16 protein-coding genes are annotated in these 25,728 nt (G+C 60.4%); 9 read left to right on the top strand and 7 right to left on the bottom strand.

All coding sequences use genetic code 11. The features are described 5' to 3' along the window. Positions 1–410: 410 nt before the first annotated feature. Genes HKD31_RS07730 through HKD31_RS07720 form a run of 3 tightly spaced genes read left to right on the top strand, consistent with a single transcriptional unit; the run spans position 411 to position 6,756 of the window. Entirely contained in the window at positions 411–1,850 is a 1,440-nt protein-coding gene (locus HKD31_RS07730) for an NAD(P)-dependent oxidoreductase (protein WP_062499999.1), read from the top strand. Further along, positions 1,847–6,367 carry a glutamate synthase large subunit gene (gene gltB / locus HKD31_RS07725; RefSeq protein ID WP_194264696.1) on the top strand — a complete coding sequence of 1,507 codons (4,521 nt, stop codon included), beginning with the start codon at positions 1,847–1,849 and terminating at the stop codon, positions 6,365–6,367. The genes HKD31_RS07730 and gltB overlap by 4 nt, the downstream gene beginning before the upstream one ends. A gap of 14 nt (positions 6,368–6,381) precedes the next feature. Next, positions 6,382–6,756 carry a hypothetical protein gene (locus HKD31_RS07720; RefSeq protein WP_194264697.1) on the top strand — a complete coding sequence of 125 codons (375 nt, stop codon included), beginning with the start codon at positions 6,382–6,384 and terminating at the stop codon, positions 6,754–6,756. 73 nt (positions 6,757–6,829) lie between these two features. Here HKD31_RS07720 and HKD31_RS07715 read toward each other — a convergent pair whose 3' ends face one another. After that, complete coding sequence (locus HKD31_RS07715) at positions 6,830–7,969, bottom strand: acyltransferase family protein (protein WP_194264698.1); 1,140 nt, start codon at positions 7,967–7,969, stop codon at positions 6,830–6,832. Between the two features lie 112 nt (positions 7,970–8,081). On the opposite strand from HKD31_RS07715, the gene HKD31_RS07710 reads away from it, so the two are divergent. Together HKD31_RS07710 and HKD31_RS07705 are read left to right on the top strand one after the other, a co-directional pair. Then, a complete protein-coding gene (locus HKD31_RS07710; protein ID WP_194264699.1) occupies positions 8,082–9,890 on the top strand; it encodes a M3 family oligoendopeptidase in 1,809 nt (602 codons plus the stop codon). A gap of 8 nt (positions 9,891–9,898) precedes the next feature. After that, the gene (locus HKD31_RS07705) at positions 9,899–11,260 is read left to right on the top strand and encodes an ABC1 kinase family protein (RefSeq protein WP_194264700.1); all 1,362 of its coding nucleotides are present in this window, start codon (positions 9,899–9,901) and stop codon (positions 11,258–11,260) included. Positions 11,261–11,356: 96 nt separating this feature from the next. Here the strand turns inward: HKD31_RS07705 and HKD31_RS07700 are convergent, their stop codons facing one another. From HKD31_RS07700 to HKD31_RS07685, 4 genes are all read right to left on the bottom strand, one after another. Beyond that, complete coding sequence (locus HKD31_RS07700) at positions 11,357–13,786, bottom strand: TonB-dependent receptor (protein WP_194264701.1); 2,430 nt, start codon at positions 13,784–13,786, stop codon at positions 11,357–11,359. A 344-nt stretch (positions 13,787–14,130) separates the two neighbouring features. Beyond that, positions 14,131–16,497, bottom strand: coding sequence for a glucose/quinate/shikimate family membrane-bound PQQ-dependent dehydrogenase (locus HKD31_RS07695; protein WP_194264702.1), 2,367 nt, complete (start codon positions 16,495–16,497; stop codon positions 14,131–14,133). Between the two features lie 278 nt (positions 16,498–16,775). Beyond that, the gene (locus HKD31_RS07690; RefSeq protein ID WP_228120363.1) at positions 16,776–18,995 is read right to left on the bottom strand and encodes a TonB-dependent receptor family protein; all 2,220 of its coding nucleotides are present in this window, start codon (positions 18,993–18,995) and stop codon (positions 16,776–16,778) included. 687 nt (positions 18,996–19,682) lie between these two features. Next, positions 19,683–20,087, bottom strand: coding sequence for a hypothetical protein (locus HKD31_RS07685; RefSeq protein WP_024717091.1), 405 nt, complete (start codon positions 20,085–20,087; stop codon positions 19,683–19,685). A gap of 169 nt (positions 20,088–20,256) precedes the next feature. Here HKD31_RS07685 and uvrB point away from each other — a divergent pair, with 169 nt between their 5' ends. Continuing rightward, positions 20,257–22,467 carry an excinuclease ABC subunit UvrB gene (gene uvrB, locus HKD31_RS07680; RefSeq protein WP_370543903.1) on the top strand — a complete coding sequence of 737 codons (2,211 nt, stop codon included), beginning with the start codon at positions 20,257–20,259 and terminating at the stop codon, positions 22,465–22,467. A 104-nt stretch (positions 22,468–22,571) separates the two neighbouring features. Then, positions 22,572–23,078 (top strand): transcription elongation factor GreB, encoded by a 507-nt coding sequence (gene greB / locus HKD31_RS07675; RefSeq protein ID WP_194264703.1) that lies wholly within the window; start codon positions 22,572–22,574, stop codon positions 23,076–23,078. Between the two features lie 4 nt (positions 23,079–23,082). Here greB and HKD31_RS07670 read toward each other — a convergent pair whose 3' ends face one another. Beyond that, on the bottom strand, positions 23,083–23,547 hold the full coding sequence (locus HKD31_RS07670) for an NUDIX hydrolase (protein WP_194264704.1): 465 nt from the start codon (positions 23,545–23,547) through the stop codon (positions 23,083–23,085). Between the two features lie 94 nt (positions 23,548–23,641). On the opposite strand from HKD31_RS07670, the gene gshB reads away from it, so the two are divergent. Next, positions 23,642–24,619: a glutathione synthase gene (gene gshB, locus HKD31_RS07665; protein ID WP_194264705.1), complete on the top strand. Its 978-nt coding sequence runs from the start codon at positions 23,642–23,644 to the stop codon at positions 24,617–24,619. Positions 24,620–24,628: 9 nt separating this feature from the next. On the opposite strand, the gene HKD31_RS07660 is transcribed toward gshB, so the two are convergent. Continuing rightward, a complete protein-coding gene (locus HKD31_RS07660; protein ID WP_062501980.1) occupies positions 24,629–24,823 on the bottom strand; it encodes a hypothetical protein in 195 nt (64 codons plus the stop codon). Between the two features lie 164 nt (positions 24,824–24,987). On the opposite strand from HKD31_RS07660, the gene HKD31_RS07655 reads away from it, so the two are divergent. After that, a complete protein-coding gene (locus HKD31_RS07655; RefSeq protein ID WP_011253381.1) occupies positions 24,988–25,668 on the top strand; it encodes a class I SAM-dependent methyltransferase in 681 nt (226 codons plus the stop codon). Positions 25,669–25,728: the final 60 nt, after the last annotated feature.

The following is a 25,728-nucleotide window of genomic DNA, read 5'->3' as shown; positions in this document are numbered from 1 at the left end:
ACATCAAAAAAAGACAGATAATGACCAGGAATATTAAAAACAGAATGCATATGTCGGATTTGGAGTTGCAGATCTACAATCAGCAGCCGTGGCCTCAGTGGCAATAGAAAATGTATTGCCGGGATGTTCGGTTCGGATGTCTCCATGCGTGAACGGGTGAGATGTAGCGGTTGCGGCACAGGGCCGAGGTGGCCTTGATTGACGCGGGTATTGAGGGTGAATGATCCGGATCGGACCTAATGAATTGGATGAAAAATCCCGTTCCTGAGGCTGAGATGGGATAATCTTCCTGAAAGGTCAGTGTCACTGACTGTTATTGGATAAAGTGACGGAATAGCTGCTTTCGGACAGGTCTGATGTGCGTCCGGGGTTTATGGTCGGGCGGGCATGTTTTGCAGGAGACACGACGCATGGCCGAACGCATGTTGCAGTTCGTCACCCACCCCCAGGTGCTTCCCGAGAAGCGCGATGCGGCTGAACGCCGTCAGGATTTCGGGGAGATTTACCGTGGGTTTGCGCGCAGCCGTGCGGAAGAGCAGGCGTCGCGTTGCTCGCAGTGCGGGATTCCGTTCTGCTCCGTGCATTGTCCGCTGGGGAACAACATTCCCGACTGGCTGAAGCTGACGGCTGAGGACCGGCTGGAGGAAGCGTATGAGATGTCGTCCGCGACGAATACGTTTCCGGAGATTTGCGGGCGGATCTGTCCGCAGGACCGGCTGTGCGAAGGCAACTGCGTCATCAACAAGGGCTTTGAGAGCGTCACCATTGGGGCTGTCGAGCGGTTCATTACCGAAAATGCGTTCGAGCAGGGCTGGGTGAAGCCTGCGCTTCCGGATCGGGATCTGGGGCGGAGTGTCGGGATCGTGGGGTCCGGGCCGGCGGGTCTGGCCTGTGCGGAGCGGCTGCGGGCTCAGGGTTATGAGGTTCATGTCTATGAGCGTCAGGACCGTGTGGGCGGGCTGCTGACTTACGGGATTCCGAGCTTCAAGCTGGAAAAGCATGTGGTGGCGCGGCGTCATGCGCTGCTGGAGGAGCAGGGGATCGTGTTCCATCTCTCCACACCTGTTGGTTCGGGTGAGGGTGAGACGGCGCTTGAGGATCTGCGGGCGCGGCATGATGCGGTGTTCCTGGCGACGGGTGTGTATCGCTCGCGCGATGTGAAGGTGCCGGGGGCCGGGCTTGAGGGTGTTGTCGATGCGATCGACTTCCTGACGGCGTCCAATCGTCGTGGCTATGACGAGGATCCGGGCGAGGACGCAGCGCTTCATGCGAAGGGGCGTCGGGTCGTGGTCATTGGTGGTGGTGACACGGCCATGGACTGCGTGCGCACGTCGATCCGTCAGGGTGCCGAGCGTGTGACCTGTGTGTACCGTCGGGACCGGGCGAACATGCCGGGGTCGCGGCAGGAAGTTTACAATGCCGAGGAAGAAGGCGCGCATTTCGAGTGGCTGGGCTCGCCGGAAGCGTTTCTGGGCGATGGCAGCGTGTCGGGCGTGCGGGTGCTGAGGATGCGGCTGGGGGCTCCGGATGCGTCGGGGCGCCGGTCCATTGAGGGCACGGGGCAGCATGACGTGATCGAGGGCGATCTGGTCATCAAGGCTCTGGGGTTTGATCCCGAAGATCTGCCGGGGCAGTTCAATGAGCCTGAGCTGGCCGTGACGCGCTGGGGCACGCTGACGGTGCCGCCGGGGGGCTTTGCAACGAGCCTGCCGGGTGTGTTTGCCGGGGGCGACATCGTGCGCGGGGCGAGCCTGGTTGTCTGGGCGATCAAGGACGGCCGGGATGCGGCCGATGCGATCCATCATCATCTGACTGAAACAATGACCGGTGCTCTGGAGGCCGCGGAATGACACACAGTAACGATTTCATCCGCGAGTATGCCGAGAACGTCGAGCGTCTGAAGGGGCTGTATGACCCGTCGCAGGAGCGCGATTCCTGTGGTGTGGGTCTGGTCGCCTCGCTGGATGGCAAGCCGTCGCGCAGTGTGGTTCAGGCGGGTATCGAGGCGCTGGGCAATATCTGGCATCGCGGTGCGGTCGATGCGGATGGCAAGACCGGCGATGGTGCGGGCATTCATGTGGAAATCCCGCAGGATTTCTTTGCCGAGGCGATCCATAACGGCTCCAGCGACGATACGATCGACGGGCGTATTGCGGTGGGCATGGTGTTCCTGCCCAAGACCGATCTGGGGTCGCAGGAGCGGGGCCGTCAGATCATCGAGACGGAGATCCTGAACTTCGGTTACGGGATCTATGGCTGGCGTCAGGTGCCGATTGATACGGCGTGCATTGGCGAGAAGGCCAACCAGACGCGGCCGGAGATCGAGCAGATCATGATCCGCAACCGGCTTGGCCGGTCCGAAGACGAGTTCGAGCGTGACCTGTATGTGTTGCGTCGGCGGATCGAGAAGCAGGCGACGGCGCAGCAGGTTGATCTGTATGTGTGTTCGATGTCCTGCCGCTCGGTGATCTACAAGGGCATGTTCCTTGCGGAGAACCTGACGGATTTCTATCCGGATCTGCTGGATGAGCGGTTCGTGTCGCGGTTTGCGATCTATCACCAGCGGTATTCGACCAATACATTCCCGACCTGGAAGCTGGCCCAGCCGTTCCGCAAGGTGGCGCATAACGGCGAGATCAACACGATTTCGGGCAATACGAACTGGATGCGCTCGCATGAGACGCGGCTCGCGCATCCGGAGCTGGATCCGTACATGGCGGATCTCAAGCCGGTCGTGCAGGCTGCGGGTTCGGATACGGCGGCGCTGGATAATGTGTTCGAGCTGCTGACTTTTGCCGGGCGTGATGCGCCGATGGCGAAGACGATGCTCGTGCCGGCCTCAGGTGGGGCGAACTCAGCGATGTCGGATGCGGCGCGGGCGCTGTTCCGGTACTGCAATGCGGTGATCGAGCCCTGGGATGGTCCGGCGGCGCTGTGTGCGACGGATGGGCGCTGGGTTGTGGCGGGGCTGGACCGGGCCGGTCTGCGTCCGCTGCGTTACAGCATCACTCAGGATGGTCTGCTCATTGTGGGGTCCGAGACCGGGATGGTCCGGGTGCCGGATGCGCGGGTGAAGAGCCGGGGGCGGCTTGGTCCGGGGCAGACGCTGGCGCTCGATTTGAAGGAAGGGCGGCTTTACCAGTCCGAGGAGCTTCTGGAGATGCTGGCGTCGCGTCAGGATTTCCGGGGCTGGGTGAAGCGCATCCGCGATATCGAGCCGATTGTGCGGGATGTGGTTGAGCCTGAGGCGCTCGATCCGGATCTGCTGCGGCGGCACCAGGTGGCGGTCAGTCTGACGCATGAGGAGCTGGAGACCATTCTGCACCCGATGGTGGAGAATGCGGCCGAGGCTCTGGGGTCGATGGGCGATGATACGCCGCTTCAGGTTCTGTCCACGATCTATCGCGGGCTGGCGCATTATTTCCGTCAGGGGTTCAGTCAGGTTACGAATCCGCCGATCGACTCTTTGCGTGAGACGCGGGTGATGAGTCTGGTCACGCGGCTGGGCAATCTGGGGAATATTCTCGATCAGGCGCCGGAGCAGTGCGATCTGTTGCAGCTGCCGAGCCCCGTTCTCACGATCGGTGAGTTCGACGAGCTGCTGAAGGTCTGCGGTGAGAATGCGGGGGTGATCGACTGCACTTTCCCGGCCGAAGAGGGCGAGGAAGGTCTGCGGGCGGCGATTGCGTCCATCCGGGCGCAGGCGGAGGATCATGTTCGCGGTGGGTGCACGCATCTGTTCCTGACGGATGACAATACGGATGCGACGCGGGTTGCGATTCCGATGATTCTCGCGACTGCGGCCGTGCATATCCATCTGGTGCGCAATTCGCTGCGGACGTTCACGTCGCTGAACGTGCGGACGTCGGGTGCGATCGATGTTCATGCGATCGCGGTGACGATTGGTGTTGGTGCGACGACGGTGAACCCGGCTCTGGCGCAGTATTGCGTGGCGGACCGGCTGCAGCGTGGGCTGTTTGGCAAGATGTCGCTGCGGGAGGCGATGGAGCGGTATCGCAAGGCCGTGGACAAGGGTCTGCTGAAGATCATGTCCAAGTCCGGCATTTCGATCATTTCGGCCTATCGTGGCGGGTATAATTTCGAGGCGATCGGGCTGTCCCGTGCGCTGGTGGCGGAGTTCTTCCCCGGCATGCCGTCGCGGATTTCGGGGATTGGTCTGCCGGGGATTGCGCGCAACATTCTTGGGGCGCATGCGGCGGCGTGGAACCGGAAGGTTGAGGCTCTGCCTGTCGGTGGGCGTTACAAGCTGCGGCGTCAGGGTGAGACGCATGCGTTCTCGGGGCAGCTTGTGCATATGCTTCAGAGTGCGGTGACGGCGAACAGCTTTACACTGTACCGGCGTTATGCGGATGCGGTGCGCCAGATGCCTCCTGTGGCGCTGCGTGATCTGCTGGATTTCAAGCCGACCCATGCGCCGGTTCCGGTGGATGAAGTCGAGAGTATCACGCAGATCCGCCGTCGTCTGGTGGCGCCGGGGATTTCGCTGGGCGCGCTGAGCCCCGAGGCGCATGAGACGCTGGCGATTGCCATGAACCGGATTGGTGCGAAGTCCGATTCCGGTGAGGGTGGCGAGGATGCCGAGCGCTCCAGGCCGCGTCCGAACGGGGACAATGCGTCTTCGGCGATCAAGCAGGTGGCGTCCGGCCGTTTTGGCGTGACGGCGCAGTATCTGAATGACTGCCGCGAGATCGAGATCAAGATGGCGCAGGGTGCGAAGCCCGGCGAGGGCGGGCAGCTGCCGGGCTTCAAGGTGACGGAACTGATCGGGCGTCTGCGTCATGCGACGCCGGGGGTGACGCTGATTTCGCCGCCGCCGCATCATGACATCTATTCGATCGAGGATCTGGCGCAGCTCATTTACGATCTCAAGCAGATCAATCCGACGGCGACCGTCACGGTCAAGCTGGTGGCGCGGACGGGCATCGGCACGATTGCGGCCGGTGTGGCGAAGGCCAAGGCGGATGCGATCCTGATTTCCGGCCATTCGGGCGGAACGGGTGCGAGCCCGCAGTCCTCGATCCATTATGCGGGTCTGCCGTGGGAAATGGGGCTGTCCGAAGCGCATCAGGTGCTGATGCTGAACCGGCTGCGGCATCGTCTGGTGCTGCGGACGGATGGTGGCATCAAGACGGGTCGTGACGTTGTCATGGCGGCGATGCTGGGGGCTGAAGAGTTCGGCATCGGCACGGCGGCGCTTGTGGCGATGGGCTGCATCATGGTGCGTCAGTGCCACTCCAACACCTGCCCGGTGGGCGTGTGTGTGCAGGACGAGAAGCTGCGGGAGAAGTTCGGGGGATCGCCTGAGAAGGTCATCAACCTGTTCACGCTGATTGCGGAAGACATCCGGCATATTCTGGCAGATCTGGGTGTGCGGTCGCTGGAAGAGGTGATCGGGCGGACGGATATGCTGCGTCAGGTGTCGCGTGGTGCGGATTATCTGGATGATCTGGATCTGAACTCGCTGCTGGTTCAGGCTGATCCGGGCGAGCATGCGCGGTTCTGCACCCGTGAGGGGCGCAACGAGGTTCCCGAGACGCTGGATGGGCAGATCATCCCGGATGCGACGGCGCTGTTCGAGCGTCGGGAGAAGCTGCATCTGCATTACACGGTGCAGAACACGCATCGTGCGATCGGTACGCGGGTTTCGGGGCTGATTACGCGCAAGTTCGGCATGAAGGAGCTTCCGGAAGGCCAACTCACGCTGTCGCTGCGCGGTTCGGCCGGGCAGTCTCTGGGTGCGTTCGGCGTGCAGGGGCTCAAGATCGAGGTCGAGGGCGATGCCAACGACTATGTCGGCAAGGGGCTTTCGGGGGCGACGATCGTTGTCCGCAAGTCACCGGCAGCGCAGTGGGCGTCCGAGCAGAGCGCGATCATTGGCAATACGGTTCTGTACGGCGCGACGGCGGGGACGCTGTTTGCGGCGGGGCAGGCGGGTGAGCGCTTTGCGGTCCGGAACTCCGGGGCGACGGCCGTGGTCGAGGGCTGTGGCTCGAATGGCTGCGAATACATGACCGGCGGGACGGTCGTGATCCTTGGGGAGACGGGCGACAATTTCGGCGCCGGTTTCACGGGGGGCATGGCCTATGTGCTGGATGTGAAGGGGCGGTTTGAGGCGCAGATCAACCCCGATACGGTGATCTGGAGCCGCGTGCAGGCTGGCAGCCGCTGGGATCAGGAGCTGCGTGCGCTGGTGGAGCGGCATGTGGCGGAGACCGGCAGCACCTATGCCGCGGATCTGCTGCATTGCTGGGAGCGGACGCTGGAGCGGTTCTGGCACGTTGTGCCGCGCGATTATGCGCGGATCATCGGCTATGTTCAGGAAGACCTGTCGCAGCTTTCGGCCTGATGGGCGTAAGGAAGATGGTCGATACTGTCGGTGATCTGACGTTGACTTATGATGAGATGGCTTCGCTGAGGAGCTATCTCATCGCAACAGTTCTTGAATTTTTTGATAGCATTGAAATGGCAGCATTGATAATATTTCAGTCTAATGAAATATTATCAATGGCAAAGAAGGTATCTTCCTTTATGAGATGGGATAAAAAAGAGTATACAAATATATTTTCTGACCATGATTATCAAATTATACATAATTGTATTCTTCATGGAGAAATGGCTCTTGGCATTTATTCTACCTACAAAAAGCACATCGACTATGAAACATGTGATTTCGGAATTACAAAAGATAAGATTTATAATTATATTCAGGAATACAGTAAAAATGCAGGATGGTAATCCTGTTGTTGGTCTTGGTTCAATGAAAGTCTGAACTCAGGATTTTTTCGATAGGGCTATTGCTCTGCGCTGGTTATGGAAGAGGCTGACCGGGGCGGAGCTTCAGGCAGGGGCGTTCCACGAGGCGCCATGAAATGATCGCGCCACCGATCGTGGTGAGGATCGTGAAGATCACGGCATGTCTGCGGCCGAGGCCGTAGCGGGCCTGAAGGTCGCCAGCCATCATCACCAGCGGGAGATGGCACAGATAGAGCCCGTAGCTGTGGGTGCTGATGCTGCGGACTGCCGGACCGATCAGGGGCGGCAGGGTTCGCAGGCGCATCATGGCGGGCATGCAGAGCGCATAGCCCAGCCCCGTGACATCAAATGAAGCCATGGCGCCGAAGCGCGGGGACCAGAGCGCACCATCTCCGGTATTGCGCCACCAGACGGTGAGCACGATCGCGGTGCCTGCGGCGGCGAGCAGTGTGCTGTAGCGGGTGAGATCGGGTTTGCACCGGTAGAGCCAGGCGGCGGCGATGCCCCATGCAATCGAGTCGAAGCGGCAGGGGACGATCTTGCTGGTGACTTCGTCCCAGTTGACGTCCGTGGGGAGCGACAGGCGCCAGCAGAGCGGGACGATGAAAAAGGCTGCGAGTGTGGTTCCGAAGGCTGTGGCGGGTTTGATCCGGCAGGCGAGGAGCGTGAGCAGCAGGGCGGGGAAGGCGATGTAGAACCATTCCTCCACGCAGAGCGACCATGTGACGCCGTACCAGTTCGAGACCATGGGCCAGCCGAGATTCTGCGTCAGGGTCAGGAACCAGGGCAGGGCGTGCCGGGCTTCGTCCCATGGCACGCCGTAGGGGCCGAAATAAGCAAGTGGGATGAGCAGGGCGAACAGCCAGAAATAATAGGCGGGGAGCGTGCGCAGCCAGCGGCGGAGCAGGAAGATGCCCCAGCCTTTCAGGGAGGTTCCGCGTTCCAGCAGGTCCAGCATGATCGTGCCGATCAGGAAGCCGCTGAGGACGAAGAACAGCATCACGCCGTAGAAGCCGAGCACCGCCAGATGGAAGGGGAGGCTGTGGTGCCACCAGGACGAGAACAGGATTCCGTCATGGCAGATCAGGACATCGAGGATGGCGACCGTGCGCACCAGATCAGGGCCTGCGATTCGCGCCTTCAGGTTTTCAAACGATGTCAGTGTCTCTGATGCCTGGGGGGGGTATATTTGCATGAAGTGGCGGAAGATCCGGGGTTGCGGGCTTTGCGGCGGTTTTACACTACGGTTTTGTCATCAACATCCCGTTTGACGGCGGGGATTGTGGCTCTAAGGTCGGGATATGACCATGCTCTTTTCTGCCGCTGACGGCACGCCGAATTCGTCCTCCGGGGAGCAGATGCCTCCCCGCTGGGATCTCTCTGACCTCTATGCCTCGCCGGAAGATCCGGTTCTGGCGTCGGATTTTGACCGCTGGGCCGGGGCGGCGCGGAGTTTCTGCGAAACGTACAAGGGGCGTCTGGAGACGCTGACGGGCGCGGAGCTTGCGAAGGCGTTTGCGGAGTATGAGGCGATCGAGGAGGGCCTGGGGAAGATCGGGTCTTTCTCCAGTCTTGGCTTTGCAGCGCATACGACCGATCCGGTCTGGGGGCGGTTTGCGCAGGGTGTGCAGGAGCGGATGACGGAGGTGGCCTCCCATCTGATGTTCTTCACGCTGGAGTTGAACCGGATTCCGGACGAAGTGCTGGCGCGGATCTGCGAGGCGCAGGAAATGCGCAAATGGGATCCGTATCTGCGGGATCTGCGGATGTACCGGCCGTATCAGCTCTCCGACGAGGTCGAGCAGGTGCTGATGGACAAGTCGGTGACGGGGCGGAATGCCTGGAACCGGCTGTTTGACGAGACGATGGCGACGCTGAGTGTCACGATCGACGGTGAGGAAAAGCCGCTGGGTGATGCGTTCAATCTGCTGACGAACACGGACCGTGCGAAGCGCGAGGCTGCGGCGCAGCAGATCAGCGCAGTGCTGGGTGAGAACTCGCGGCTGCTCACGATGATCACCAACACGCTCGCCAAGGACAAGGCGATCGGGGACAAGCTGCGGGGTTATCCGCGCCCTACCAGTGCGCGCAATCTGGCGAATATGGTCGAGGACGAGGTTGTTGATGCGCTGGTGGGCGCAGTGGACGAGGCCTATCCGCGGCTGGCGCACCGGTATTATGCGCTCAAGGCGAAGTGGCTCGGGCTTGAGAAGCTGGAGCACTGGGACCGCAATGCGCCGCTTCCGGGTGTGGAGGCGCGCCAGATCGACTGGGAGCAGGGCAAGGAGATCGTGCGGACGGCCTATGCCGGGTTTGATCCGGGTCTGGGCGAGATCGTGAACCGGTTCCTGACGCATCCCTGGATTGATGCGGCACCCGTGGCGGGCAAGTCTTCGGGGGCGTTCTCCCATTCCTGCGTGCCGTCAGTGCATCCGTATATTCTGATGAACTATCGCGGGCAGCCGCGTGACGTCATGACGCTGGCCCATGAGCTGGGGCATGGCGTGCATCAGACGCTGGCGGGGCAGAAGCAGGGTTATCTGAATGCCGATACGCCGCTGACGCTGGCGGAGACGGCGTCCGTGTTTGGCGAGATGCTGACGTTCCAGTCGCTGCTGGATGCGGAGAGCGATCCGAAGCGCCGTCGTCACATGCTGGCGGCGAAAGTCGAGGACATGCTGAATACGGTGGTCCGGCAGATCGCGTTCTATCAGTTTGAAGTGAAGGTCCATGACGAGCGGGCGAAGGGTGAGCTTTCGCCGGAGCGTCTGGGGGAAATCTGGCGTGAGGTTCAGGTCCGGAGTCTGGGGCCGGCCTTCCATTTCACACCGGATTATGACCTCTACTGGTCTTATATCCCGCATTTCGTGCATTCCCCGTTCTATGTTTATGCGTATGCTTTCGGGGATTGTCTGGTGAATGCGCTTTATGGCGTTTATCAGGAAAAACCAGAGGGTTTTGCTGCGAAATACCGGACCATGCTCGAAGCGGGCGGGACGCTGCGTCACAAGGAGCTGCTCGCGCCGTTCGGACTTGATGCGACAGATCCGGGTTTCTGGCGTAAAGGACTGGATGTGATCTCGGGGCTGATCGATCAGCTCGAGCAGGAGGACTGAGGAGCATCATGGCGAGGGATCTCGACAACACCGGCCTCATGGGGGAGCTGCGTCGCATGGCGCGGACCTCCGGCGCGGTCGGCGGCATTGCGGCGCGGATGGCGGGCAGCCGTCTGGGCTTCAAGACGGACAAGGGCGTTCATGCAGAGGGCCTGAAGTCGGCGTTGGGAAACCTCAAGGGGCCGTTGATGAAGGCGGCCCAGCTCCTTTCGACCATTCCTGGCGCTCTGCCTGACGAATATGCGGAAGAGCTTGCGCATCTGCAGTCCAATGCGCCGCCGATGGGCTGGAGCTTCGTGCGCCGTCGCATGCAGGCCGAGCTTGGCGCTGGATGGGAAAAGCATTTCCGCTCCTTCAGTCATGAGGCCGTGGCGGCGGCATCGCTTGGGCAGGTGCATCGGGCGCGTCTGGCGGACGGGCGCGAAGTGGCGTGCAAGCTGCAGTATCCGGACATGCAGGCGGCCGTGGATTCGGATCTGCGGCAGTTCCGGGCGGCGCTGGGGATTTACCGGCAGTTCGAGACGGCGATCCGTCAGGACGAGGTTTATACCGAGCTGGCGGACCGTCTGCGCGAAGAGCTGGATTACCGGCGTGAGGCGAGTCATTTGCGGCTGTATCGGGACATGCTCGCGAATACGCCCGAAGTGACGGTGCCAGCTCCGGTTGAGGCTCTGTCCACGGGGCGGCTGCTGACGATGGACTGGGTGAGCGGACGCAGCATGCGGACCGTCCTGGGCGAGAACCTGCCCCAGGAAGACCGGAACGCGATGGCGACGGCGCTGTTCAAGGCCTGGTACACGCCGGTTTATCGCTATGGTGTCATTCACGGTGACCCGCATATGGGCAATTTCACCGTGCGGGACGATTATGGCCTGAATCTGCTGGATTTCGGGGCTGTTCGGATCTTTTCGCCGCGCTTTGTGGAAGGGGTCATTGATCTGTTCACGGCGCTGCGGGAGAACAACGAGGAACTGGCGTTCCATGCGTATAGCAAGTGGGGCTTCCAGGGCATTTCGCGCGAGACGGCGAATATTCTGAATGAATGGGCGCGGTTCTTCTACCGGCCGCTGATGACGGACCGGGTGTGCTCCATGCAGGAGAGCAATGATCCGGCTGAGGCGCGGCAGGTTCTGGAGAAGGTCTATGACGGACTGAAGCGGACGGGCGGTGTGAAGCTGCCGCGTGAGTTCGTGCTGATGGACCGTTCGGCGATCGGGCTGGGGAGTGCGTTCCTGCGTCTGGAGGCGCGGCTGAACTGGCACCGGATGTTCGAGGAGCTGATCGAGGGCTTCGACGTGAACGTGCTGGCCCAGCGTCAGCAGGAGGCTCTGGCCAAGGCGAAGGTGCCACCGGCGCTGTCTTCGCTCTGAGGGTTTGAAGTCGTGAAAAAGGGGCGCTTCCTTTGCGGGAAGCGCCCCTTTTTTTGGGTCATGGCTTGGGGTGGCGCTTGATCTGCCACGAAGCCTTCAGAAATCCACGCTTGCGCTGCCGCCGACGAAGAAAGGTGAAGCGACGTAATAAGTCGTGCTTCCTGCGGCGATGGCGGAGCCGAAGACGCCGGTTGTTGCTTTGCCGTTTGAGGCGGTTCCGTTCACGAAGCCAAGATAGTGATTGTTCGTGATGTTCTGGATGTTGAGCTTGAGAACAGGGTTCTTCAGGACGCCATAGTTCCGGAAGCGGTAGCCTGCATGGACATCCATCGTGACGTAGCCCGGGATGGAGGTGTCGTTATTGAAGGTGGCGTACTGCTTGCCGACATATTTCAGTCCGAAGCCGCTGAAGAATGCGCCGTCGTCATAATCCAGGTTGAAAGCCACCTGAACCTTTGCGGTCTGGGGAGCGAACTTTCCTTTACTGTGGACATAATCATTGGTGCTGCCGCCAGCGGCGACGTTGCTGTCGGTTCGGGCGTCAATATATTCCGCGGAAATATAGGGGCGGAGGTGGTACAGGATGGGGCGCGTTCCGATTTCGAAATCGACGCCATCGGCATGGGAGCTGCCACCGTTGACGCTCGTGGAGTAGTAGGCCCCGTTAGACTGTACGACGGTCTCGGAATAGAGGCGGTTGGTGAAATTGTAGTGGAAATAGCTCAATGTTCCATTGAAGAGGGCGCCCTGATAGCGGATGCCGGCCTCTTCGGAAATCGAGATTTCCGGTTTCATGTTGGTGTTGGCCTTGGTGCTGTAGCCTGAGCCGGACGTGTATGTACCAGCGTCGTAGAGCGCCGTGTTCATCGGGATACGGAAATTGGTTGTTCCCGATGCGAAGAGCTGGATTTCGTTGTTCAGCTTGTAGCGGATGGATGCGGCGGGGAGAGGCTCGTTCCAGCTTCCGTTGATATAGGGGCCGGTGGAGGTATCTGGCAGGAAGTTGTGACCCTGTCTGGCGACCATCGCGTATTTCAGTCCGGCCTCGAGCGTCAGGTGATTATTCAGCAGCGAGAGGCTGTCATCGATGAACAGGGTGTGGATACGGGTCTGGGTGAGGGTGTCACGATATTCAGCCGTGACGCCGTTGGAGAGGACCATGTTCGTCCCGCCGCCATAGACGTCCAGCGGGGTGCCTGTTGCCATGTTGACGAGGCTGTAGGGGCTGGTCTGGAGCTGCTTGGAGTACTCGAACCAGTAGCCGATCATCAGGCGGTTTGCACCCGTATGCAGAGCCAGTTTGGTGACGGCGCCGGGGCGATAGGTCTGTGTGTTGGAGGGATTATAGACCAGAAGGCTCTTCGTATTGGATGAATTATACTGTCCGATGGAAGCAGAGAGCGTTTGGGCCCCGTACTGCTGGCTGGACAGGCTTTCGCTGTAGGCGCCGCCGCCGTTACCGTTGCCGTACCAGAAATAGGGTGTTTCCGTGAGGGTCAGGTGGTCGGTCAGTGTGAATGTCGAAGGGGCGCTGGCATAGATGTTTGTAAAGGGGTTCTGGTGCAGCTTGTAGTAATTGGTACTGGGGCTGCTGGGGTTCCACTTGCCGGTATAGGTATAGTTGACGCCGTATTTCTTCCAGTTTGCCAGCGACATGGACGGGAAGAGGGTGCTGTTGCTCTGGTTGCCGACAATTGCGAGGGAAATCCGGTTGCCCTGACCCCATTCATTGACCCATTTCGTTTCGCCGTGCAGCTTTCGCTGGGAGCCGGGGCCACGCCATGAATCTTCATGGGCTGCGGAGAAGGATACGTAGCCCTTGAGGTTGGTGTTGCCGATCTTTCCCGTGTCCATGCGTCCGAAAATGCGACGGGAATTGTAACTGCCGTATGTTCCATCCAGATGGCCGCCGAAATGGTCCTTCGGATCGAGCAGATACATGTTCACGGCACCGCCGGATGCGCTGATATGCGGGCTGTCCAGATCTGCGGAGCCCTGCTCGACATTGATGGAGCGGAGGTTCTCGGAGTCTACGATTTCCTGCGGATAGACGGCGTAGTTTCCGATGTCGTTGATCGGGAAACCTTCCAGCGTGAAGCCGATCTGGCTGGCATTCAGGCCGCGCATGGTCATGTTGCCGCCATTGAGGCCGAGTGGATCGACGGAGGTGGTGTTCACACCTGGCAGCATTGCAATGAGCTGCATCGGGTTGACGCCTGGCGTCTGTTTGGAAATGAAGTCCTGTGTCACGGTCGAGCGGGATTTTGCCGCATCTTCGTGAACCATCAGACCTGCGCCGGGCGATGACCGGCGGCTGCCTTGGACACGGACGGTTTCGGATCGGGCTTCATCTGTTGGCGAGGTGGAGCCCATCATGGACGGGCCATCTTCTTTTGGTGCAGCGGATTTATGGGTTTGTGTGTGACGGTGGCTCTTGGACTGTGGCGCGACGGCAGACTGGGCGAAAGCGGAGGAAACGCTTAAGGCCAGAGCGGTCGTGGCGCAGAGATAGTAACGAGATCTCATCGTCGTGATAAATCCTTGGAAGATGGCTGGTTATGATGGCCCTGTATGAGCACTTCCCGGAAATGCAGTTATCACGGACGATTTATTTTTGTTATTACAGTTTGATGATGAAATAAAATATACTTACATGTTTCCTTTTGGATTCGTTTTGAATTATTCGGATACATGTTTCCTTTCTTAAGTAACCGATTGTCTCTCAAGAATTATATTTTGAGTTTTGGGAGTATGGGTGTCGAAGCGCTCAGGATGTTCGCAGAGGTGCCTGCCGGGTTCGATGGGGTTTGAGGCCATGAAAAAGGGGCGCTTCCTTTGTGGGAAGCGCCCCTTTTCTTGTTGCTGTGCTCTTATTCTTCGGAGGGGAGGGCGTAGGCGATGACGTAATCGCCGCGGTTTTTGTCGACGCCGGAGCGGGTCAGGCCGCCTGCGGTGACGACGATGTACTGTTTGCCGGTCTTGTCGGACATGTAGCTCATGGGAGCGGCCTGTGACGCGACGGGGAGACGGGCTTTCCAGACGACTTCGCCGGTGTCGGTGTTGAGCGCGCGGACGTAGTTGTCGAGCGTGCCGGAGAAGAACACCAGGCCGGTATGCGTGGCCAGCGGGCCACTCATGGTCGGCATTCCGAGCGGAATGGCGAGGCCGGGGACCATGCCGTGGATGGGCATGTCCTGGATCGTGCCGAGTGGCATGCTCCATTTGACCTTGCCGCTGCGCAGGTCGATGGCGTTCATCGTGCCATAGGGCGGTTTTACGCAGGGAAGACCGGCGGGGGAGAAGAACATCGAGCGGACGACGCCCCAGGGGGTGCCTTTCTGTTCGGAATATTCACCTTCCGAGCTGGGTTTGAAGCCGCTGCGACGGGCTTCTTCCTGCTTCATGAACTTGCCCCACTGGGCCATGCGGATGTCGTTGACCAGCAGCGTTCCGGTGCTTTCATCCACGGCGCCGCCGCCCCAGTTGATGCCGCCGTAATAGCCCGGATAGATGATGGTGGCCTGCTTTTCGTTGACGGGGGTGAACTCGCCTTCATAGCGGTAGGAGGCGAACTGGATGCGGCACAGGAGCTGGTCGAAGATCGTGCCGCCCCACATGTCGCTGGGTTTCAGGCGCTCTGTTCCGATGGAGAGGGCGGAATAGGGCTGTTCGGGGGCGAGGTACTGGTGTTCCGGTGCGCCGTCCTGCGGGACTTTGCGCATTTCCACGGGGACGATCGGGGTGCCGTCGCGGCGGTCGAGCACGAAGATCTGGCCGCGCTTGGTCATGGCGATGATCGCCGGGCGGGTGCCGCCATGGCCGTCCGGAATGTCGTACAGGATGGGCTGGGCGGTGGCGTCGTAGTCCACGAGGTCGTGGTTGGCGGTGCGGAAGTGCCAGCGTTCGTCGCCGGTCTTGGCGTCCACGGCGACGAAGGCGTCGTTGTATTCATCCGAGGCCTTGCTGCGGTCGCCGCCCCAGAAATCGGGAGTCTGGTTGCCGAGCGGGAAGAACACGAGGTTGAGTTTGGGATCGTAGCTGGCGGTGCCCCACATGTTGGGGGTTTCGGCGGGGTAGATCTCGCCGTCAGCCAGCGGTGTGGTGCCGCGATGCGGGTTGGTGGCGTCCCAGGCCCAGACCTGTGCGCCCGTGCGGACATCATAGCCGCGCACAACGCCGGAGGGTTCGCCAGTGCGCTCGTTATCGGCGATGCGTCCGCCGACGACCACGATGTCACCGGCCACGAGGGGGGCGGCGGTCGGGTAGTAGGAGCCGGGAGCTGTCGGGCCGAGGCCGGTCAGGAGATTGACGTTGCCGTTCGTTCCGAAGTCCGTGCAGGCCTGGCCGGTGCGGGCGTCGATGGTGATGAGGCGGGCGTCGATCGTGGTGAGGACGATGCGCGAGGCGCAGGGCGCGTTGGCGTCCGTGGTCGTGCTGTCATGCCAGTAGCCGACGCCGCGGCAGCGCTGCCAGACTTTTGTCTGGGCGTGGGGGTCGAACTTCCACTTTTCCGTGCCGGTGTCGGGGTCGAGGGCCGAGACGATGTTGTGGGGTGAGCAGATATAAACCGTGTCGCCGATCTTGATGGGGGTGCCCTGGAACTCGGCGCCGTTCAGCGCCATGTCGCCGGTGCGGTAGGTCCAGGCGACGCGGAGCTTGCTGACATTGTCGCGGTTGATCTGCGTGAAGCTGGCGTAGCGCGTGCCGGACGCCGTGCGGCCATAGGCGGGCCAGTCATGGCCGGTCTGATCAGGTTCGTTTGCGGACGCCGTGTCCTGCGGGTGGGTGGTGTCCTGCGGGGCGATGGTCGGGTGGACCTGGAACATGCCGGCGAGGAAGGCCACGATGATGGCGCCGAGAGCGCCGGAGGTGGCGCCTGTGACGGGGCGGGTGAAGTAGCGCCGGCCGGGGCCGCTGAGCCAGGGCGCCATGAGGGTCGCGATCAGGGCGACGCACAGGAACACGATCAGGCGGGAGAAGCTGGGCCAGAAGCTGGTGCCGACTTCGGCGAGCGACCACAGAACGGTGGCGAGCAGGAGGCCGAGGGCGATCCATGTCGAGAGGATGTTGCGACGGATCATGTAGACGCTGCTGGCCGCCAGCGCGATGCCGGCGAGGGTGTAGAACCACGAGCCGCCGAGGATGATGAGGTGGAGGCCTTCGATGATCAGGAAGGCGGCCATGAGGGCGCCGAGAAGTCCGATGATCATTGGAAGGATGCGGGGCGCGCTGTTCATTGGAGGGCGTCTCCGCTTGTGGGAAGCGCCATGTCGCCGCAGAAGGAAAGACGAGGTGATCGGGTGTCCATCGTACTGGAATCCTTGGATCAGGATTGATCAGTGCGATGAATGGCATGTCTGCGCTTATGTTAAATATAACATTATCATGAGTATATATAACGGAGATGTAAACATAATATCACAATATGTATGTGATATGTTTTGTCGTTATGTGAGGGGCTGACCGGCCGGCCGGATCCGGCGCCCCTGAGGGGTACCGGATCGTGGAGTTCGGATCAGAACTGGGCTGCGATCGTTCCGAAGAACTCGCGCGGGGCTGCGACGAACAGGTTTGCGTTGTCGTCACCAGCGACCGAGGCTGCGCCATAGACGCCGCCGATATAGTTCTGGTTGTAGAGGTTGGTAATTCCGAAGGAGGTCTTCAGCTTCTGGGCGAAACCGACCTTGCCGAAATCGTAGGCAACGTTGAGGTTTGATGTCCAGTAGGCCGGAATCTGCTCATCGTTGGTGTAGGTCATCTGACGCGCGCTTGTGTACGTCGTGTTGAAGTTGAAGGTTGCGTGGTGCCAGGTGTAGCTCACGTCAGCTTTGTACATGAACTTCGGGTAGTAGACCTGATGCTTGCCCTTGATGCTCACGTAACCGCCGTTATAGGGCAGGTGCGTGTCTTCATAGGTGGCGTCGTTCCAGCTGAAGCTGTTGGTGATGGCCAGACCGGGCAGGGGGCGGAGCGTGCCTGCGACGTCTGCGCCGTTCATGGTTTCACGACCCACATTCATGAACGAACTGTAGGTGTTGCCCGTTGAGCCGCTCGTGATGGCTGCGAGGCGGTTGTAATAATCGGTATGGTAGAAGTCCGCGCTTCCAGAGAAGAAGTGGGAGTTGAAGCGGTAGCCGACCACATAGTTCCAGGTCCGCTCGGGGCGCAGGGATTTCTTGTTTTCGTCAAAGACGGTCTGTGCGGGGTTGGATGCGCTCCCAAGACCTGACCATGCGGAGCCACTGGAACTCTGGGCCGAGTAGTCATAGGCGCGCATGTTTTCGGCAATGTCGAAATAGACTTCGTGCTGATTGAGGAAGTGGTAGTCAAAGTTGAAATGCGGAAGGAACGCATTGGCTGCGGTCAGGCTGCCGGAGGCGGGATGGCTGTAATAGACGCCCCAGTCGGAAAGTGAGGCTGTATTGTCGACGCTGGTCCCGCCGTGGGTTGTCTGCAGCAGGGAGCGGAAGCCTGCTTCAACGGTCATGCCCGGAATGATCTGGTAAGTGTCCTGCAGGTAGAACTGGAACGTGTTGGTGTTGAAGGAGTCCGACCACCAGGTGGTGCCGTTCTTGAAGTCGGCGATGGAGGAATGCGGCGTGTTGACGCCGTCTTCGTACATCATCATCGGGTAGTTGAAGCGGTCGTTTTCGTACCAGATGCCGGTCTTGATGTCGTTGTTGTGGCCTGCATGGATGTCGAAGTTCTGGACGAAGCCCAGACGGCGGACGTCAGGATGGCCGGTTTCCATGGCCATCGGGACCTGTGAGGTCGGCGAGGTCAGAAACGGGTTGGTTGCGCTGTAATCGCCGTTCGAGACATGCGCGTAGGCGATCGTTTTGGACGTGACGTTCGGGAAAAGCTGGAATTCACCCGTGATGGCCGAGAGATAGTTTCTCTGGGTCTGGGTGCCGTCATAGGCGTAATCGCCGATTTCGTCATTGGAGAGCACACCTTCGAGCCCGGCGGGGACGCCGCCGTTCTGGGCGTAATAGGCGTACTGCTTGGCGAGTTCGTAATTGGGTTTCAGATAGGTCGTGTTGCGTCCCATCTTCTGCCACATGTTCTTGGTCAGGCCGAGATAGTTGTACTGCTCGAAGTTCGAGTAGTCGAAGACGGCCGTGATCTTGCCGCGGTCGCCGACGGGCTGGACCAGTTTGAAATTGGCCTGCTGTTCCTGCTGGTCGCCATAGCCTTTCCACAGATCCTGATCGGTGCGGGCATAGGCGGCATAGAACTTCGTGCCGCTGGAGTTCAGCTTGCCGCTGTCTACCCGGCCATAGGTCCTGAAACCGTTATAGCTGCCGAAGAGCTGGCTGATCTGGCCGCCTGCCTTGTCGGACGGGTCCGAGGAGGTGAAGGTGATGGCGCCGCCGAGGGTCTGGGCCGAGGGGGTATCCAGCGCGCCTGCGCCCTGGGACATGGTCAGGCTGGTGATGTTTTCCTGGATTTCCATCTGGTCGACTCCGAGGCCGTTCCAGTTGTGGAAGCCCTGGCCGCCCATCGGGATGCCGTCGAGCGAGACGCCGAGCTGGGTCTGGTTGAAGCCACGGACGTACAGGGTGTTTGCGACCGTATCGAGACCGAAGGCGTCATCGGATGCGAAGTTCGCGCCCGGTGTCGTCAGGGCGAGAATCTGCATCGGGCTGGTGCCGGCGACGAAGTGGTCCATCGTTTCGCGCGACACGACTTCCTCCGCGCTGTGGGAGCCTCTGCGGCGCACATGAACGGTCATGGATTCGGAGCCGGATTTGACTTCCGTGTGCTTGCGGGGGGAGGGAAGCGGCCGGTGGGCGGGGGACGCAGTGCGGATATGATTCGAACGATGCGGACGTGTTTTATGGTCGGCGTGGTCGGTGGTTTCGGCGTGGGCAGGGCTGATCAGAAGGCCGATCAACGCAACGCCGGATAACAGGTATCGTCCCAGGTCTGACTGCACGGGCTGGTCCTAATTCTTGTCGATGTAAATCCTGTGCGTCACGCTACGTCATAAAAATGCAACGGAACAACATATTTGTTAGCGAATTTGTGTATTTTGGGTGTTCTGTTTCATTAATACATCACCTCTTTGCATGGTTTTTTTTGATAATAAAGAGGAGGCTTCTTTATGTTTATATAAATATGCAGACTGTATTTGGGAGAGATGATTTTTTTTGAAGAGTTATTGATGCGGATTTTGTGAAATAATTTTAATATATTCCACGAAATCAGGAGTAACCTTCCTCTGAAATCGTTATATTTTCGTATATGATTTCTTGAAGTCTTGTCAAAAGGCGGGTTCGGGTCGCAACGGATTTTTGTCGTATGAGGTCCGGAACAGGAAGAGGACTTGACCCGACGGGTGGTCGGGTCTGGAGAGGGTGTTGTGGGTTTTACCAGGCGGGGGTACCGGAAAAATTCAGCGCTGAAACATCCTGAAAAATCAGAAGATTTCCTTGATCAGGTCGTTGCCGATGCTGAAGCCGGCGCCGGCTTCGACGGAGCGGGCAAAGCCGGAATTGAGGATGTTCGAGACGAAATTGTTGTCCGGTACCGGCTGGACGGGGGCCTGCTGGGTCGGGGCCTGATAGGTGGTCTGGCTGCCGTAATCCTGCTGGGCGTTGGCGAGGGCCGCGTGGAGCTGTTGCAGGAGGTTCGTGACCTGCTGCTGTTCGGCCTGGAAGGCGAGGGCGAGTTCGCGCAGGTCGAGGGACCATTCGCGGGCCTGCATGTCGCCACCCTGGGCGGCGGCCTGCATCTTGGACCCCAGGGCCTGAAGGGCCTGGGCGGACTGCTGGGCCTGTTGCTGGAGCTGGTTGTAGGTCTGCTCGATCGTCTGGACGTCCATGACGGTTCTTCCTTCAAAGATACGGGAGTGTTGATACCGCCGGGTCGCGAGTCCCTCCATCCCTTTCAGCAATAAAATGTCATAAAGATACGCAGGCGGAATGCTGTCTTTATGGGAGAGGGCGGGGAAAGCTCTTGCTGTCCGTGATGCGCTTTCCCATCTTGGCATGATGGCCATAAAAGAATCCTCGTCCGTCCGTAATGCGACCGCAATGCCGTTGACCCAGTTCCTGCCGGAGCGGCAGCCTGCGAAGGCGAAGACGCGCAAATTCGTTGTCAAATCGGATTACGAGCCGGCGGGCGATCAGCCGACGGCGATTGCGGAGCTTGTGCAGGGCGTCGAAGGCGGGGAGCGGGACCAGGTTCTGCTGGGCGTTACGGGCTCGGGCAAGACGTTCAGCATGGCGAAGGTGATCGAGGCGACGCAGAAGCCGACGCTGATCCTCGCGCCGAACAAGACGCTGGCGGCGCAGCTTTATGGGGAGATGAAGCAGTTCTTCCCGGATAATGCGGTCGAGTATTTCGTGTCCTATTACGATTACTACCAGCCGGAGGCGTATGTGCCGCGGTCGGATACGTATATCGAGAAGGACAGCCAGATCAACGAGCAGATCGACCGGATGCGCCATGCCGCCACGCAGGCGCTGCTGGAGCGTAATGACGTGATCATCGTGGCGTCCGTGTCGTGCATTTACGGTATCGGGTCGGTTGAGACATATTCGAAGATGGTGGTGCGGCTTGAGGTTGGCGGGTCGATTGACCGCGACCGGCTGATCAAGGCGCTGGTGGAGTTGCAGTACCGGCGCAATGATGCGGCGTTCGAGCGCGGGACGTTCCGGGTTCGGGGCGAGCAGATCGATATTTTCCCGGTGCAGAACGAGGACCGGGCCTGGCGGGTGTCGCTGTTTGGTGACGAGATCGACCAGATCGTGGAGTTCGATCCGCTGACCGGGAACAAGACGGCGGATCTGGCGGAAATCAGCGTTTATGCGAATTCGCATTATGTGACGCCGCGACCGACGCTCAATCAGGCGATGATCGGAATCAAGAACGAGCTTCGCGGGCGGCTGACGCAGTTTACCGAAGAGGGCAAACTGCTGGAGGCGGAGCGTCTGTCGCAGCGGACCACGTTCGATCTGGAAATGATCGAGACGACCGGGGCGTGCAAGGGGATCGAGAACTACTCGCGCTATCTGTCGGGGCGTGGGCCGGGGGATCCACCGCCGACGCTGTTTGAATATCTGCCGGAAGATGCGCTGCTGATCGTTGATGAAAGTCACGTCACGGTGCCGCAGATTGGCGGGATGGAGCGTGGGGACAGGGCGCGGAAAAGCGTGCTGTCGGATTATGGATTCCGTCTGCCGTCCTGCATCGATAACCGCCCGCTGGCCTTCGGGGAGTGGAATGCGTTTCGGCCGCAGTCGATCTTTGTCTCCGCGACCCCGGGACCGTGGGAAATGGAGCAGACGGGCGGTGTGTTTGCTGAGCAGATCATCCGGCCGACGGGGCTGATTGATCCGGTGACGGATGTGCGGCCGGTCGAGGGGCAGGTGGATGATCTGCTGCATGAATGTCGGGACGCGATCAGCAAGGGCGGTCGCGTACTGGTGACGACGCTGACCAAGCGGATGGCCGAGGATCTGACGGACTATCTCGGCGAAGCGGGCGTCAAGGTTCGGTATCTGCATTCGGATGTGGATACGCTGGAGCGGATCGAGATCATTCGTGATCTGCGGCTCGGGGCGTTTGACGTGCTGGTGGGGATCAACCTGCTTCGTGAGGGGCTGGATATTCCGGAATGTTCGGTCGTGGCCATTCTTGATGCGGACAAGGAAGGGTTCCTGCGCTCGCGGACGTCGCTGATCCAGACGATCGGACGTGCGGCGCGTAATGTCGATGGGCGCGTGCTGCTGTATGCGGACAAGATGACGGACAGTCTGAAATACGCGATCGAGGAAACGGCGCGGCGTCGGGCCAAGCAGACGGAATGGAACGAGGCGCACGGGATTACGCCGATGACGGTGCGTTCGAAGATTGGCGATGCGCTGTCTTCGGTGTTCGAGCAGGATTATGTGACCGTGGCGCCGGATGGATCTGGCGATACGGAGCAGTTTGTTGGCAAGTCCCTGCCGGCCACGATCCAGGATCTGGAAAAGCGGATGCGGGAGGCTGCGGCCAATCTGGACTTCGAGCAGGCGGCGCGGCTGCGCGACGAGGTCAAACGTCTGGAAGCGATCGATATGGGGCTGGAGCCGCCGCCGATTGCGAACTCGACCGCCGGGCGGCCGGGCGCGCGGAAGGCTCCGAAAACGCCTGTGCCGCTGGGACCTGGTGGGGGCGGTTACGATCCGGCGAAGAAGAAGCGTGGCCGGGGACGCTGATCCGGGCCATACGGTCTTTTCGTTTTTTGGACGTGGCTGGTTTTTTCAGGATCTGAACATGGGTTTTTCGTTGCTGGTTTCTTCGGTTGGGGCAGGTCGGGCGCATGGCTGAGAAGACGCCGCTGTCGCATTACCTGTCGCCGAAGGGGGCTGCTGTCATGCGCGCCGAGTTGAAGGAGCTAGCGCAGAAGGAACGGCCTCGGATTGTGGAGATCGTGTCCTGGGCGGCGGGGAATGGCGATCGTTCGGAGAATGCGGATTACCAGTATGGCAAGCGCCGGTTGCGGGAGATCGACCGACGGATGCGGTTTCTGGGCAAGCGGCTGGAGAATGCGGTGATCGTTGATCCTGCGGCCCAGACGACGCGGGACCGTGTGTTTTTCGGGGCGACCGTGACGTATGTGGACGAGGATGACGTCGAGCATACGGTGACGATCCTTGGTGTGGACGAGTCTGATCTGGCGCGGGGGGAGGTCAGTCTGGTGTCGCCTGTGGCGCGGGCGCTGATGCGGACGCGTGTCGGGGACGTTGCGATGTTGCAGACGCCGCGGGGGCCGGTCGAGATCGAGATTTTGAAGATTGTTTATCCGGTGGCGGTGGCTACGGTCTGAGCCTTTAGAGCAGGAGTGTGCCGTCGCGCAGGCGTTCGGCTGTTTCCCACAGGGCGGTGCGGTTGGAGTCCCAGGTCAGGTGCTGGCGCGCGTTTTCGTTGGAAAACCATGCGCAGGTCGTGTGCTCGGCGGAGAGAAACAGGGTCTGTCCGGTGGCGTCGGCTGCGAAGCAGTGTTCGGGGATGGCGTAGAGCAGCGGTGACCATGTGGAGCGGGCGGCGAAATGGTTGACCGGGATGGTGGCGCTGGCCTGTAGCGGGAACAGGGGCGTGTCTGCGGAGAGGCCGCTTTCTTCCTGCATTTCGCGTTTTGCAGCCTGAAGCGGTGTTTCGCCGTCGTCACCCCCGCCTGCGATGCCTTGCCAGTCCCCGGAATCGCTGCGCCGGAAGAGAGCGTATTCGGTGCCGCTGCCGGTTTTGCGGAAGGGCAGGACGAGGATCTGGAATGGCGCGCGTCGTGGGGCGGTCATGAGAGGGAACTCCGGAACGGGGGATTTTGAAAAACCGGGTCATGCGGTTACAGAGGACTGGACCACTCCTCTTTCTCCCTGCCGGAGTTTTCCGATGTCCCGTTCTCTTCGCGTTGCTGTTCAGATGGATCCTCTGGAGTACGTCAATATTGATGGTGACTCCACGTTTGCGATGATGCTTGAGGCGCAGGCGCGCGGCTATGAGCTGTGGGTCTATCCGGTGACGACGCTGAGCCTTGTTGAAGGACAGGGCAAGGGCGGGCGTGTGCAGGCCCGGGCGCGGCCGGTTGAAGTGCGGCGCGAGCGGGGTAATCATGCGACGTTCGGTGAGGAGCAGGTGCTGGATCTGGGGCAGACGGATGTGATCCTGATGCGTCAGGACCCGCCGTTCGACATGGGCTACATCACCGCCACGCACATGCTTGAACATGTGCATGGCGTGGGCGAGGGGCGGTCGCTGGTGGTGAATGATCCGGTCGCCGTGCGCAATGCGCCGGAAAAGCTGCTGGTGACGCATTTCCCACATCTGATGCCGCCGACGCTCGTGACTTGGGACACGCGCGAAATCCTGGCGTTCCGGGAGAAGTATCAGGACATCATCGTCAAGCCGCTTTACGGCAATGGCGGATCGGGGATTTTCCGGATCAAGCCGGATGATGAGAACCTTGGTGCGCTGCTGGAGATGCATTTTGCGCGGTCGCGTGAGCCGCTCATGATCCAGCGTTATGAGCCGGCCGTGCGTCAGGGCGACAAGCGCATCATTCTGGTGGATGGTGAGGCGATTGGCGCGATCAACCGGGTTCCGGCGACGGGTGAGGCGCGGTCGAACATGCATGTCGGCGGTCGGGCCATGAGTGTGGAGCTGACGCCGCGGGATAGGGAAATCTGTGAGTCGATCGGGCCGTATCTGCGCGATCACGGGCTGATTTTCACGGGGATCGACGTGATCGGCAACTGGCTGACGGAAATCAACGTCACGTCGCCGACCGGTCTGCAGGAACTGGACCGTTTTGACGGGATCAACAGCGCCGGGCTGATCTGGGATGCGATCGAGCGGCGTGTCCTGGCCTGAGGGGGCCGGTCAGGATTTATCGTCTTTGGGCGGGGGCGTGTAACTGAACGGAAGCTGGGCTTCGGGTGCATCGTCCTCGACGGGGACGGGGCGGTCTTTCCCGAAACGGTTGCTGAACCAGGCGATAACCTGCTGACGGAAATACAGGAAATAGATTCCTGTCCAGATGATGAATGTGAGCCCCACGAGGGAATAGATCAGCACTGTTGTCCTCCTCGGGCCTGTCCGATGTGTCGCTTTGAAACGTCTTGCGCACTGCGTGTCTTGCCAGATGCATATCCGGGAGGGCAAGAAGGTGCCAATTGAACATGTTCCGGACAGCCTTGGCCTGTTGAGGGCCGGGCGGACAAAGAAGGTCGCATATCATCATGTCCTCAACCCTTTCCCCGCGTTCGGCACTGGACGCGGAAGCCGTCAAGACGGCTTATCGCCGATGGGCCCGCGTTTATGATACTGTTTTTGGCGGTATTTCGGGGTACGGACGTAAGAGAGCAGTGGCTGCGGTCAATGCCCTGCCAGGCGAGAGGGTTCTCGAAGTCGGTGTCGGAACGGGGCTCGCCCTGCCGTCCTATTCCCGCGACAAGCGGATTACGGGAATCGACCTTTCCGAAGACATGCTGGAGCGTGCGCGCATCCGCGTCCTGCAGGATCATCTGACGAATGTGGATGATCTGCTGGAAATGGATGCGGAAGCCACGACGTTCGAGGACGACAGCTTCGATATTGCTGTTGCGATGTTTGTTGCGTCCGTTGTGCCGCATCCGGACCGGCTGCTGGCCGAGCTCAAGCGTGTCGTGAAGCCGGGCGGGCATATCCTGTTCGTCAACCACTTCCTAGCGACGGGCGGCCTGCGTCTTTCGGTCGAGCGGGGCATGGCCCGCGCATCGCGTTCGCTGGGCTGGCACCCGGATTTTGCGATTGAATCGCTGCTGCCGCCGGAAGACCTGCGCCGCGCCACGCTGACGCCGGTTCCGCCTGCGGGACTGTTTACACTCGTGACATTGCCGCAATGCGAGAGTAAAAGCGACGCAGCAGCCCTGGTCGCCTGATCGGCGTTTGGTTCCGCACTTGTGTCGGCGCCGAGTATTCCGACGCTCGCTGCGGTATTC

Origin of the sequence: Gluconobacter potus (assembly GCF_015244705.1) — a bacterium.
Lineage (GTDB): Bacteria > Pseudomonadota > Alphaproteobacteria > Acetobacterales > Acetobacteraceae > Gluconobacter > Gluconobacter potus.
The sequence above is the reverse complement of the archived record's forward strand: the minus strand, read 5'-3'. Positions and strand labels throughout refer to the sequence as shown.